This window comes from Ruminobacter sp. RM87 (assembly GCF_000701925.1).
Classification (GTDB): domain Bacteria; phylum Pseudomonadota; class Gammaproteobacteria; order Enterobacterales; family Succinivibrionaceae; genus Ruminobacter; species Ruminobacter amylophilus.
This window is the reverse complement of the sequence record NZ_JNKD01000030.1, coordinates 23815-36965: the sequence shown is the minus strand read 5'-3', so window position 1 is coordinate 36965 and position 13151 is coordinate 23815. Positions and strand designations below refer to the sequence as shown.

The 13151-nt window shown below is 46.0% G+C and carries 11 protein-coding genes; 8 read left to right on the top strand and 3 right to left on the bottom strand.

The genetic code is table 11. From position 1 onward, the window contains the following. Positions 1–401, top strand: a 401-nt coding sequence (locus T489_RS0107165; protein WP_031579378.1) for a PD-(D/E)XK nuclease domain-containing protein, incomplete at its 5' end; no start/stop codon positions are given. A 76-nt stretch (positions 402–477) separates the two neighbouring features. Here the strand turns inward: T489_RS0107165 and T489_RS15440 are convergent. Further along, a complete protein-coding gene (locus tag T489_RS15440; RefSeq protein ID WP_232218294.1) occupies positions 478–795 on the bottom strand; it encodes a DNA polymerase family A protein in 318 nt (105 codons plus the stop codon). A 426-nt stretch (positions 796–1221) separates the two neighbouring features. Between T489_RS15440 and T489_RS0107155 the strand changes: the two genes are divergently transcribed. Continuing rightward, positions 1222–2061, top strand: coding sequence for a methyltransferase domain-containing protein (locus T489_RS0107155; protein ID WP_051621877.1), 840 nt, complete (start codon positions 1222–1224; stop codon positions 2059–2061). Between the two features lie 162 nt (positions 2062–2223). Here the strand turns inward: T489_RS0107155 and T489_RS14270 are convergent, their stop codons facing one another. Continuing rightward, a complete protein-coding gene (locus T489_RS14270) occupies positions 2224–3012 on the bottom strand; it encodes a DUF2057 family protein (protein ID WP_031579375.1) in 789 nt (262 codons plus the stop codon). A gap of 475 nt (positions 3013–3487) precedes the next feature. On the opposite strand from T489_RS14270, the gene T489_RS0107140 reads away from it, so the two are divergent. The 4 genes from T489_RS0107140 to nadA all read left to right on the top strand — a co-directional run bounded on the left by T489_RS0107140 (position 3488) and on the right by nadA (position 8759). After that, positions 3488–4492: a porin gene (locus T489_RS0107140; protein ID WP_031579374.1), complete on the top strand. Its 1005-nt coding sequence runs from the start codon at positions 3488–3490 to the stop codon at positions 4490–4492. A 717-nt stretch (positions 4493–5209) separates the two neighbouring features. Then, positions 5210–6292: a porin gene (locus T489_RS0107125; protein ID WP_031579373.1), complete on the top strand. Its 1083-nt coding sequence runs from the start codon at positions 5210–5212 to the stop codon at positions 6290–6292. A gap of 199 nt (positions 6293–6491) precedes the next feature. Beyond that, complete coding sequence (locus T489_RS0107120) at positions 6492–7538, top strand: porin (protein ID WP_031579372.1); 1047 nt, start codon at positions 6492–6494, stop codon at positions 7536–7538. 147 nt (positions 7539–7685) lie between these two features. Further along, a complete protein-coding gene (gene nadA, locus T489_RS0107115) occupies positions 7686–8759 on the top strand; it encodes a quinolinate synthase NadA (protein ID WP_031579371.1) in 1074 nt (357 codons plus the stop codon). Between the two features lie 122 nt (positions 8760–8881). Here nadA and T489_RS0107110 read toward each other — a convergent pair whose 3' ends face one another. Beyond that, positions 8882–9451 carry a DUF2846 domain-containing protein gene (locus T489_RS0107110; protein ID WP_051621876.1) on the bottom strand — a complete coding sequence of 190 codons (570 nt, stop codon included), beginning with the start codon at positions 9449–9451 and terminating at the stop codon, positions 8882–8884. A gap of 432 nt (positions 9452–9883) precedes the next feature. Here T489_RS0107110 and T489_RS0107105 point away from each other — a divergent pair, with 432 nt between their 5' ends. Together T489_RS0107105 and T489_RS0107095 are read left to right on the top strand one after the other, a co-directional pair. Further along, on the top strand, positions 9884–11614 hold the full coding sequence (locus T489_RS0107105) for a carbon starvation CstA family protein (protein WP_031579369.1): 1731 nt from the start codon (positions 9884–9886) through the stop codon (positions 11612–11614). Positions 11615–11967: 353 nt separating this feature from the next. Next, complete coding sequence (locus tag T489_RS0107095; protein WP_157608118.1) at positions 11968–13110, top strand: hypothetical protein; 1143 nt, start codon at positions 11968–11970, stop codon at positions 13108–13110. Positions 13111–13151: the final 41 nt, after the last annotated feature.

Genomic DNA, 13151 nt, shown 5'->3' with positions numbered 1-13151 from the left:
AGGACAACCTTAACACGCTCCTTGGCAAATACGTTTCAATCAGAGATTTTTCAGTCAATGCTCCGAAGGAAAACTATTACCATGGCTTCGTGAACGGATTACTGGTAAACGGCACGTCTCTCATTGCAGAGCAGAAATCCAATTTTGAGTCAGGAAACGGCTACATCGATTTGATAATCAAATCTATCAGAAGCAGAGGAATTATCGTCATTCTGGAATTAAAACAGACTTCAGACGAAAACGAAGACAAAGTGCTTATTGCTCAGGATGCCGTTGAACAGATAATTCAAAAGAAATATGCCGATCCGTACATTAAACGCAACGACATCAAAGCTGTTCTTACCTATGGCATATGCTTCTGTAAAAAGGAATGTGTCGTTGTTGGAAGAAAGCTGAAATAAAATGTTCAAGCATGGCAACCGAGTCAAAGAATACTTGATCGGTAGAACCTGACTAAGTTACCGATCAAGTTAAGTCTTAATCTTTCTTGTAGTAGAGGGATGTATAGCCTGCCGCATCAAGAATGAGCCCGTTAGCCCATGGTGGTGTACGTCCCATCTGTTCACATACAGCATCGAGGCTCATTCGCGGATTGGCTTCAATAACCAGCTCATCGTGAATATGCATCACTATGCTGCAGTGCCGTAAGGTCTTCATGGCATAGCAGAGAATGTCTCTTGCGATTGCCTGTACGATGTTTTCAACAAACTTTGGCCCATAGCTTTCAATACGCTCCCATTTCTTGGTGGCACCAATGCCTTCATAGGTAACACTCTCGCCCCCGAACTGGTTCATGCCGATGCGGGGTTTTACGTAGGCGAGCTTTCGTAAGACAATATGAAACGACCTCCACGAAATATTGTCTTACGTTAATGGGGCTTATGAAAAGTTTCTATGGTAGCTGGATTCGCCTACCGTGTGAAAAAATAACCGGCGGGAACATTCAGTACTCACCGTCCATGCCCTGCCGTACCGGATAAATTTTTCACGGTAAGTTAATTAGTGTTCTTGGATGCGTAAAAATCTCCTATAATTGCACCGGGAAATTTTTGTGTTTTAGTAATGAATCAGCTTTTTTATAAGAAGACCTTCTGTTCAGAAAAATAAATCCGGTCTGAAACGCATCATCTGATTCAGCTTTTAACTGACTGCAGACATCAGAAACGCCGATGCGGAAAAAAGAGGTCTTAATAAAAACTGATATTGAATTTAGGATATCCGATGTTGAAACAGAAAGCGCCACCTCACGATCAGAGCTTCGATAACAGGGCTGAATTTTTTAAAAAGCAGATATACGGAACCAGCAAGGGTAAAATCCGCGGTGCCGTGGTCTGGCGTGACCTGGAGGAAATTCTTGCCCGTCCCGGGATGTCCCGTCATCTGAGAATTCTCGATGCCGGAGGCGGTTTCGGGTATATCGCCATGAAGCTCGCCGCCCTAGGCCATGACGTGACTCTGGTTGACATATCTCAGGATATGCTTGATCTCGGTAAAAGAGAACTGGAGGAGCATCCCGTTTCCGGAAGCATAACCTTCATCAGAGGTGAGGTTCAGAAGCTTAATGAAATCCTTCCCGATCAGAAATTCGATCTGGTGATATGTCATGCCGTGCTTGAATGGCTGGTGGATCCGAAACCGGTGATAGGAATCCTTAAATCCATGCTGGCCCCGGACGGCATGCTTTCCCTGATGTTCTACAATCGTACCGCGCTGCTGTTCCAGAGCCTTGTGGTGGGGAACTTCGACTACATAAGGCAGGGGCTTGTCAAAAAGCGCCGTCAGAAGCTTACGCCGATAACTCCCCTGTATATCAGCGAAGTCAGACGCTGGCTTGCCGAAAACGGCTTTACCGTTTCCGGAATGAGCGGGGTACGCATCATTCATGACTACATGAGAGACAAGACCGAGCAGGTAAGCAAGTTTGATGATCTGCTTTCCTTCGAGCTTGAATACAGCAGAAGCGAGGACTTTGCCCACCTGGGAAGATATATCCATATCTGGACCGAGCCGCTTGCTGAATCCGAAGGCGGAATTTCGGAAAACGGAAAAGAAGAAAACTGAAAGTCTTCATCCTGCTGCCGTAAAAATCCGGAGCCGTGACACGTTCCGGAGTCTCTGAGACCTTGTGACCGAAAGAAAAAGCTCACGTCTTCTGAATCATATCCGGCGTTTCCGGCATGTCAGAGACGTGAGCCCGCGTAATTTCAGAAACTCTGAAAATCATCAGTTGTTCTTAATCCATTCCCTGAAGGCTTTCCGGGTATCAGGATCGGCACTGTTGTAAATTGACTTGAGACCTTCAAGCATCTGGGTGTTTACGTTTGCTGATGATTTTCCGAAAGTGACTTCTGCTGCCTTTGCAGCTGAGGCACCGGCGTTTCCGGCGGCTGAAACCGTCTTTTCAGAAACGGCAACCACGTTTTCAGAGCTTACCACCACTTCGGTAGGGCAGTCGGTAAAGGAGTCCCTGCACTTGGTGAGTTCCTGAACGGTGTCCTTCTTCTGTTCCCTGTTTTCCTCGGAAACATAGAGCAGATCAAGACTCTTGAGTTCGCCTATGAAATCACGGTCGAGCTGGAAGCCCTTGTCAGACTTTAAAATAATGTATGATGCTTCATCTTCGGTTGCTCTGGCACCGTTTCTTGTAATGGTGATGACCTGTCTGTCCGCATAATCAACGGCTTCATCATAGCCGCTGATGCGAGGGTAGGTGAATGTGAAGGCGTCATCCTTCTTTACGTCCGGCAGGTTGATTACCACCGGGTTCACGGCTGAAGCAATCAGCTTGTCATGGCCCTTCTTGAAGGAGCCTTTGAACATTACCACAATCTGGTGTCTGCCTTCTGACAGTTCCAGTTCCCTGGTGTCGGTGAAGAATCCGCTGGTTTTGGCACCGTCGGCAATAATAACGTTGTAGTTCTTCGGTGTTTTGAAGGTGGCAGCCTCAGTACCGACTGCCGCGGTAAGTGTTCCTGCCGCCAGAATTGCTGATAATATGAAATGCTTCTTCATTAACTGTTCCTTTTGTTAGTCTTGTGTTACCGGAGAATTCCGAATGCCGCCCGTCAGACACAGAACCGGGGGAGAGAATTTTCCGAAAGTATTTATTCTGAAAGTTTCTGCATTATAACCCGAGGTTTGAATTTTGGCCAATGCTAAAATTCCCTGTATGTTAGTATGATATAACGGAAATTATTTTATGTAAATTCCTATATGTTTATATGATTTTTTCAATGAAGTATATAAGAAACCCTGATAAACAGGCTGTTTAACAGCCGAAAATAATTTTTTTAAAATTTTTGATTGACATCAAAAAACCTATAGGATATAGTATGTTCTGTAAAACATACAAAACATATCACTTTGATATGAAATCGTGTTTGAGCTTGGAAACTGTACAGATTTGCTATATCATTCGTAGGTTTTCGGTTTGGACTGATAAATATAATTAGAATTTTTAAAACAACTTTATGAAGGAACAGATATTATGACTACTATCAGAATAAAATTACTCACAGCATCAGTTGCAGTATTGGCATTCGGTTCAGCAAACGCTGCCTCAATTTACAAGACAGATGATTCTTCATTAATTCTCGGCGGCCGTGTTCAGGCAAACTATAACAGCGTTGAAGCCACCGCCAGTCACGACAAGGCAGCAGTGGAAACCAGCGCACGTTTACGTGTTGACGCCAATACCAAAATCGCTGACGGCGTTAAGGCTTTAGGCTTCGCTGAATGGCAGGTCGGTGCTGAAACCTCACAGAACGGCAAGTGGAACACCCGTTTCGCATACGCAGGTTTCAAGACTGACAACTACGGTACCTTAACCTTCGGTCAGGATCATACCGGTATCTACTATGTAATCGACAGAACCGACGTGTTCTCTGAATACGGTACCCGCGGTAACACCTACTGGGAATTCGGCGGCCGTCAGGAAGGTCAGATCAAGTACAACTATACCAACAAGGGTTTTGTATTCAACGCAACCTATCAGTCAGCAGGTCTCGATGCCGTTAACAACGGTGCGGCCACTTCCGTAGGTTACACTTTCGATTTCTCCCTGCCTCTCGTTGCAACCGTAGGTTATGACTACTACGATATCCGCAACTCTACCGATGACAGAAATTCCGTTGCTGCCGGTTTATCTCTCGGTACTGAAGGTGACGGTTTCTACTCAGGTTTAATCTACCAGTTCACCGACTACGATGAATCAAAGAACAAGAACGGCTGGGAAGCTTTAGCATCTTACGGCTGGGAAAACGGCTGGGTTCTCTACCTGGGTTACCAGAACTTAAGACAGGGCAGTGCAATCCTCAGGAGCAACTTCATCGGCGAACTTCAGTACAACTTCAACTCTAACTTCCGTGTATTCCTCGATTCAGAACTCGGTGTTACCGATATCGATACCGTTGATGCATACGGCAGAAAGATTCAGTCTACCGGTAAGAGAAGTGACGACAAGGTTGCAATCGCAGCTCAGTACAACTTCTAATGCCTCATGCTGAAGTTATTTTCATATTGATTACTTAACATTATATTCTTTTGGTCGGTAAGTACGTTTGATTCAGGACTGCACTTACGGTCGGTTGCTACTGAAAATCTTACTGACCTTTTTTTCTGATTCACAGATGACACCGTCTGTGGGTTTTCTTTTTGTCTCTCTGCCGTTACGGAATTGTTTTGTTTCCTTCTATTTCTTGTTTATGGTTCCGTATATGCGCTGGGAGACAATCCTTATCCGTTCTTATGCATCGTTTTGGTGCTTCAGGCTGCCGGTATGTTCAGTCAGGTTTTTACCTTCCCGGTAATTCCGGAAGAACCGTGACGGAAGAAAATATGTTTTCCGGAAAGAAAGACAGGTTCGCCGGGTTCTTTTCAGATGCCGGTTTCTTTTATCCGTAAAATATGATGATACCGTTGTTTCCGCAGGTGTCTCCTGAAGAAAATGATATTTTTTTTCATTTAGGAATTTGAAGTTTTACGGGAACAAGGGGGGGGGGAAATTCGCGAAAGTATTTAAAATATGGTACTTATGGCCTGGAACATGCATCAGTCATAATTGAGAATACCTGATGGTATTCAGAGTGTAGTTACGGTACTTATGCAAAAATTGTTAGCAAAGTCTAACAAAAAATGTATAATTGTGACGTTCTTAAAAAAATAAAAGATAAAAGCCTCCGGGCTAGAATAAAATATGAAGGAATATAACATGTTAAAGAAATCATTACTGGCTCTCGCCGCAAGTCTTGTTTCTGTTTCTGCCGCAAATGCCGCAACCGTATATAACAATGAAGGCACCAGCCTCAGTCTCGGCGGCCGTTTACAGGGTAACGTAAACAGCGTTTTCGCTGACAAGGATTTTGATGAAACCGAAAGCCACAAGGTTAAGCTCCAGGGAACAGCCCGTCTTAATGTTGATGCCAAGACCAGAATCTACGACGGCGTTAATGCCGTTGCTTTCGGTGAATGGGAAGTTGCTTCAGAATCTTCTGAAAACGGCAAGTTTGATACCCGTTATGCAACCGTAGGTATTGAAACCGATCATTTCGGTTCCGTGAAGTTCGGTCAGACTGAAAGTGCTATCTACAACACTCTTTCCGTAACCGATATGTTTGAAGATGTCGGCTTCGCCGCCAACACCTTCGGTGATTACGCAGACGGCGGTCGTCAGGAAGGTCAGATCATTTATGCAATCGACGGTCTGAACGGCTTTAACTTTGCTACCTCTTTCCAGAGTGCAGGTCTCGACGGTGTTGAATCAGGTGCAGCGGTTTCTTTAGGCTATACTTTCAACGAAGAAGTTTTCCCTGTATATCTGTCAGCAGGTTACGATACCTATGATCTGGACTACGTTCACGGTATCGACCAGAACCCTGCAGAAGATGAAGCTTCTTTAACAAAGTACTTAAGCAAGGACTCTTTTGCATTCGGTCTTTCACTCGGTGATCTTGATGACGGTTTCTACGGTGCTGCCGCTTACCAGCTTTCCAAGTACGCAAAGCATGACAACTACAGACTCAGCAATACCAACAGCTATGAAGTTGTTGCAGGCTACGGTATTTCAGGCTGGCAGTTCCTCCTGGGATATGAAAACCGTCAGATTGGCGGCATGACCGTTGTTAACGATATTAATGCTGAAATCAAGTATAACTTCAACGAACAGTTCCTTGTTTACTCTGATGCATCATTCGCCACTTCAAAGCATACTGATAACAAGACCCTTCCTGAAAAGACCAGATTCAAGGACAGCAACCACAACTGGTTCACCGCTGGTGTTCAGTACAACTTCTAATAATGTCTGAAGCTCTTTCCGTTTAGGAAAGTACAGACTGGCATGAACCGGATTCCCGCACGGGAGTCCGGTTTTTTTGTGAGTCCGGCAAGGCAACGTTTTCATCCGCAGAAAGAGAAAATACGCTGCCAATAAAATCGGAATTTTAGGTGTATTTGTGATAATATTGCTCAACACAATATTTTAACGGAGTGTTCATATGAGATTACCACTGGTTACGGCAGTGACTCTGGGACTGCTGTCAGGATCTGCCCAGGCCGTGAATGTATACAGCGACAACGGTACCGATCTGAGTATTTTCGGGCGTTTTGAAGGTGGTTTCTACAACAGAGCCGCAAATGAAGCCAGAGACCACAATCAGAAGTCCGGGGCTTCCGTGGAAGGAGAGGCGAGAATCGGTGTTTCCGCTTCCACCACCCTGGTTACCAATATCAAAGGCATTGCCTTCGGTGAGTGGGAGGTCGCTTCCGAATCTTCCGAAAACGGTCATTTCAATACCCGTTATGCCTACACCGGTTTTGATCTGTGTCAGTACGGCACTCTTGTTTTCGGGCAGGGTGATACCGCAAAATACATTACCGTGGGCATGACCGATGTCTTTGAGCATTACGGCAACACTTCCAACAGCTACTGGGAACTCGGCGGTCGTCAGGAAGGGCAGATTATGTATGTAAACGCCGTAGGCGGTTACACTTTAGGTTTCAGCTATCAGACTCCGAGATCCGGAATGGCTGAACATCTCAATCATGATACCCGTGTTAAGCAGGATCTTGACGTGAACGCCGGTTATGCCGTGGCCCTGGCCTACAACTGGCAGGACGGTCCGGCTGAAAGTCTGGCTTTCTCTCTTGCCTATGACTGGTATGACTTCCATCAGAGTCCGGCAGGGGACAGACACAGCTTCAGTTCAGGCATAAGCTACGGTCATCTGAATGACGGTCTGTACACTGCATTCGTTTACAGCCGTGACAAGTATCAGAGAGAAGATCATCATATGTCAGGCTATGAGGGCGTGCTGGGCTATACCATGGAAAACGGTCTGGGCTTTACCGCGGGCTACGGCTACTACGGTTATGAAAACAACAGGAGAGAGGTTTCTGAAATCACCGGTCAGGTGGCCTATCATTTCACCCCGGCTTTCATGGCCTATGCCGAAGGCAGATTCGGACTCGGCAGAGTGGATTATCCCGCAGAGGAAACCCATCAGCACGAGGCCTACATGATCAACTTACAGTATAACTTCTAGTTGGCGGACTGCAGCATACTCCCGGTCTGCAGTTTATTTTAGAGATATTAAGACAAGTATAAGAAGGCATTGAAACGGTTCAGCCGGATGAAAAAACGGATATATCCAGTTACCGGAAATAGAGAGCCGAATGCAGGAGATAGAGCAATGTACATTCCTGATTTAACCAATCTCAGTTTACCAGAAATTCCTCAGCCTTTAAGCAGCAGGGAAATCGAAGAATATACCGACAGAATTGCAGCCAGGCTTAAGGAAAAGGATGCGGTGATAATAGCTCACTACTATACCGGTAACGAGATTCAGCAGCTTGCCGAAAAGACCGGCGGTTTTATAGGTGACTCGCTGGAAATGGCTAAATGGGGACGTAACAACCCTGCAAGAACCATTATCGTGGCAGGTGTGCGTTTCATGGGGGAAACCGCCAAGATTCTGTCACCTGAAAAGACCATCCTCATGCCTGAGTTAAAGGCTGAATGTTCACTTGATCTGGGCTGTCCGGCAGATGAATTCGGAAAGTTCTGCGACGAGCATCCTGATCACTGCGTGGTTGTTTATGCCAATACCTCCGCTGCCGTAAAAGCCAGAGCCGACTATGTCGTTACCAGCTCCATTGCCCTGGAAATGATTGAATATCTTAAACTCTGCGACAAGAAGATTATCTGGGCTCCGGATCGTCATCTGGGTTCATACATCTGCAATCAGACCGGTGCTGAAATGCTGAGATGGCAGGCACACTGTATAGTGCATGATGATTTCAAGGCTGCCGCACTGAAGGCTCTCATGGCTGAACATCCTGATGCCAGGGTTCTGGTTCATCCTGAATCTCCCGCCGACGTTACCGCACTGGCGGACTTTGCCGGTTCAACCTCTCAGATCCTTAACAAGGTTAAGGAAATGGATGCGAAGGAATTCATCATTGCCACCGATATCGGTATTTTCTACAAGATTTCACAGGCTTGTCCTGACAAGGTGCTTATCCCTGCTCCTAACGGCGGTGCCGGCGCCACCTGTCAGAGCTGTGCCCACTGTCCATGGATGAGACAGAATACTCTTCCTCTCATTGAAAAGCTTCTGGACAATCCTGAAGGACATGAAATTCATGTCGATGAGGATATCAGACAGAAGGCACTGATTTCCCTTAACAGACTGCTGGACTTCTCTGCACGACTCAAGGAGGCGGGAAGCGTTCAGGCTTTATACGAATCAGGCGTACGCATCTGATCAGGTGACTGATTTCAGTCTTCAGGCAGTCCTCTGTTTCGCCTCGGCATGACGGCGGTGCGGAGGATTTGCCGTTTGATGATTATGAAAAAAGGAAGGTCAGTCGGATTCCTGAGTGGTATTTAATATCTCGAAATCACTCCGGTTTCTTGGTCCCGGAATAGAGCCGGTACCGGGCCTTCCGGTGTATTCCTCCAGATTTTTTCCGGATTGTCTTTGTTTTCGGCGAGCCGGTAGCCTTTTATGTCATTCTGTGCCTCAGTTTCTTCAACGACGGACAGATAGGCTCCTCCCACAAACAGTCCCGGCCTGAGAGCCTGATTAACGTAGTGGTTTTTCCCTTCAATGCATTGAATCTCCAGATCATTCTCACTGAATTCAGATTCGGTTTTCAGAATATGCATTCCGGGTTCAACAAGTCTGTAGAAAAATACTCCGCGTGCTGTTTCTCCTATGAACTGGCCGTCTACGTACAGACTTTTTTTAAGCGCAGATCCCATGATGTTTCTGGTGCGGTATATGTATAATCCGGACCAGCCTGACGGCGGCGGATTGAATTCCTTTGCGTTAGTGTCGGCCTGACGGCCCTGAACGGCTACTTTCGCGCAGCCGGCGCAGAAATTAATCAAAAGCAGACCTGCCAGTAAAATCAGTATTTTTATCATTGCGGTATCTCTCTGTATGTATGACATTACACATTTGATATTTCCGGCTGAAAAAGGAAGTATCTGTGAAGCGGTTAAAGATGTGGCGGCATAAACAGCCGTATCTGCAGCGGACGTGTTGTCAGGTCGATAATTTACAGATACATCTTCAAATTACAAGCGTAACACCGTTCAGGCTGTCAGACCGTATGTTTTTTGGTAATTATGAGATACATCAAAATATGTGAATATTCAGATGTTAACTGATGATTCGGCAGGTATCCGAAGCAGATGTCAGGCAACTGTATTATGTACGTAAAGATCATGGTATAATCTGCAGTCGATGATTATTCCCGTCACTTTATGTGGCGGGGTTGTTTTTTTATTTTGTTACTGGAGAACTGTCAGATACCTTTTTAATGAACGGTTATTTGCATTTAAAGTAGTCAAATCTTAAAAAAATATCTGAGTTTAGCTTTTATGAATGGTTTAATTCTACTGGTTATTGCTCTGCTGTATTTCGCTTTCGGGTACAGAATCTACGGAAGATTCATAGCCAGACTGTTTAAAGTCGATAACAGTATCGCAACTCCTGCCGTTGTAAACAATGACGGCGTGGATTATGTTCCAACTCATCCTGCAGTCCTGTTCGGACATCATTTCGCCTCCATTGCCGGTGCAGGTCCCATAATCGGACCTATCGTGGCATGCCGCTTCGGATGGATTCCGGCGCTGATGTGGATTTTCATTGGCTGCGTATTCATCGGCGCGGTGCATGATTTCGCGGCACTGTTCCTTTCCGTACGCAATAACGGACGTTCAATAGGTTACATTATTGAAAAGATAATGAGTATCTGGGGACGTCAGCTGTTTCTGTTCTTCTGCTGGGCATGTCTCATCCTGGTAGTGGCAGTGTTCGGCATGCTGGTAGCCAATACCTTTGTGGCAAGTCCTGCCGTGGCCACCGCCTCAATCATCTTCATTGTCATGGCGCCTGTTTTCGGCTTCTGCACCTCACGCGGAATGTCCCTGAGACTAGCCACCGTCATCTTTGTTCCGCTGGTATTCGCCTCTGTTTATCTGGCATACAGATGTCCGCTGGATTTAACCGTGCTGTTCGGTCTTGACAGTGAACAGGTTCGAAACGTATGGCTGGCATTTCTCGGTATTTATGCTCTGGTTGCTTCAGTATGTCCGGTACAGTGGCTTCTGCAGCCCAGAGATTACCTCAGCTCATACCTCCTTTATGCCATGATTATTTTCGGGGTTCTGGGTATCGTGGTTTACAATCCGTCAATCGAACTGACCGGCTTTGTTGATTATTCCGTCAAGGTAGGTTCCGGAGAAAGCAGTCTGTTCCCTGAGCTGTTCATTCTGATTGCCTGCGGTGCATGTTCCGGCTTCCATTCACTGGTATCTTCCGGTACCACCTCAAAGCAGATCCGTGCCGAAAAGGATATTCAGTTAATCGGTTACGGCGGAATGATTGTGGAAGGTGTTCTCGGCGTAATGAGTATAATTGCCGTTATCTGGCTGTCTGATGCGAACTTTGCTGAAGCCGCAAAGAATCCGGTTACAGCCTTCAGTTCAGGCATAGGTACCTTCGTAGGTGCTTTGGGTCTGCCTGTGGAAATCTGTACCGTATTCATCAGTCTGTCAATTTCCGCATTCATGCTGACATCACTTGATACCGCAACCAGACTCGGCCGTTTCGTATGGCAGGAACTTTTCTCTCCTTCATACGTAAAGGAACACAGGGATTCCGACAGGATTGAGTATGTCAGGGCTCCATGTGAATCTCCTGTGACAGACAGAGGTCTTAGAAAGGTGTTTGGTATGCTTAAGGCTACTTCATCAAATGCTTTTGTGGCTTCACTGCTGGTGCTTGTTCTGGCAGGCTTCATGGTATTTTCCGGAAGTGCCACCGCCATCTGGCCGGTATTCGGTGCATCCAACCAGCTGCTGGCTTCACTGACTCTTCTGGCCGTAACCATTTACCTGTTCGCCAAAAAGGCTAATTACATCATCGCCCTTATTCCTACAGTGCTGATGATTGTAATGAGTATCTGGGGTCTTGTGGAAATCGCCGTGAAGAATATCAGTACCAATACCGTTCTTACGGTTTCTTCAATCTTCCTGATTTTCATGGCGGCTCTGCTGGTTATTCTGTCTCTTACCATTGTTTACAGAACCGTTAAGCACAGAATCTGAAGCGGGGGAGTTTCCGTTACGGGAAAATATGGAAGACGGTGCGGATGATTTTTTCCCGCTGACTGTTCCATGATTTTCAGTACCTGAAAGGATCGGCTCTGAAAGGAGCCGATCCTTTTTTATGCTTCTGTAAGATAATTTCCGTTTTTATTCCCGGAAAGGAAACATGTTTCCGGGATCTCTTGAATTTTCTCGCAGATGTCAAATGACGCGGTTTATAATTACAGTAGCAGCATATATCATGGTATGTATGTTTGTATTGCCGCCGGCAGGGCCGTCATGATGAGTCACTTAAGAGAGACCGAATGAAGGAAACCGGCGGATTATGCTTTTGTTTTCCGGAAGAATTCATCATGTTGATAGAAGTAACATGTCCTAAATGTCAGACAAAGAAAGATAATACCGTTGAGATATTCGGAGATAAAAATCCCATGGGGAATCCCGTGGTTATCTGCAGCAAATGCGGTACCGTGTTTGCCGCTGACGGGGTTCGCGAGGCCGTGAACGGCGGGGTAAGGGAATACGACCGCATCAGACGCAAGACCGGATTAACCATCTGGGGCGTCGGTTTTACACTGGTGTTCATGTTCCTTATGGTCGTGTACATTGTGGTGAGATTTCACTCCTGTGACTTCAGAATTCTGGTGGCAATAGCGATTGTTGTGCCGGGGTTCGCGTATCTTGCGGGATGCCTCAGAAGGTACAGAAATTACTACGCGCTTCCCGGAAAAATGATTCTGGCGGAATCCGGCAGAAAAATGCACAACGTGGCGCATCTCAAGATTCTTGATAAATCCGGAGTGTTTATTCCAGAATACTATCGGGACATTCTGAACAGATGGAGTTCCTTTCTTTTCAGACAGGGACAGAGACCTGAAAAAGCGGGGGACCGGGATTCCGCGGAAGCAGAGTCTGCTGAAAAGGAATCTCAGAACCCTAAAGTCATTGACAGATGTCATGAAGGAGTCTGCTGGTACTGCGGTAATGAAATCAATCCGGACAGAGAAATGCACATAGGACCCGCCATCCGTGAATGTCCGCAGTGTCATAAATACAATTATGATGAAAATGCCGTTGAACTGGCGTATAGAACAACCGGGAATCCGAAGGAAAAGTATGAACAGGTAATGACTGTCTTTAAAAACAGAGTCCAGCCAGTTGATGATACGGTGATGGCACTAGCGTTCATTACCGTATTCGACGTGGCAATGCTAATCATGTTTGTGTGGACGGACATCGGATTTTTCGCCGATGTAATAGGCTGGTTCTTTGCGGTGATGACCGTACTGCTTATCGCTACACTGGTTTACAAGATAAGGGAATCAAACGAAATGCATGCTGAGTATCCGCGGTGCAATACCTTCAGTAAGCTGATGGAGGCTTCCAGAAACAGACTGAGTAATCCGGAATATGTCAGACATCTTGATGAATTATCCGTGAATAAAGATGATGACATGCTGAATTCTCTTGAAGAGAGACTGAAACAGTACCTTTAGAAACAGGAAAAAACACCGGAAAAACCGACAGAGTGATTTTT

Coding starts and splice junctions, on each gene's coding strand:
- nadA (WP_031579371.1), top strand. CDS start 7,686: ATGTACATTCCTGATTTAACCAATCTCAGTTTACCAGAAATTCCTCAG.
- T489_RS14270 (WP_031579375.1), bottom strand. CDS start 3,012: ATGAAGAAGCATTTCATATTATCAGCAATTCTGGCGGCAGGAACACTT.
- T489_RS0107095 (WP_157608118.1), top strand. CDS start 11,968: ATGTTGATAGAAGTAACATGTCCTAAATGTCAGACAAAGAAAGATAAT.
- T489_RS0107120 (WP_031579372.1), top strand. CDS start 6,492: ATGAGATTACCACTGGTTACGGCAGTGACTCTGGGACTGCTGTCAGGA.
- T489_RS0107140 (WP_031579374.1), top strand. CDS start 3,488: ATGACTACTATCAGAATAAAATTACTCACAGCATCAGTTGCAGTATTG.
- T489_RS0107125 (WP_031579373.1), top strand. CDS start 5,210: ATGTTAAAGAAATCATTACTGGCTCTCGCCGCAAGTCTTGTTTCTGTT.
- T489_RS0107155 (WP_051621877.1), top strand. CDS start 1,222: ATGTTGAAACAGAAAGCGCCACCTCACGATCAGAGCTTCGATAACAGG.
- T489_RS15440 (WP_232218294.1), bottom strand. CDS start 795: ATGAACCAGTTCGGGGGCGAGAGTGTTACCTATGAAGGCATTGGTGCC.
- T489_RS0107105 (WP_031579369.1), top strand. CDS start 9,884: ATGAATGGTTTAATTCTACTGGTTATTGCTCTGCTGTATTTCGCTTTC.
- T489_RS0107110 (WP_051621876.1), bottom strand. CDS start 9,451: ATGTCATACATACAGAGAGATACCGCAATGATAAAAATACTGATTTTA.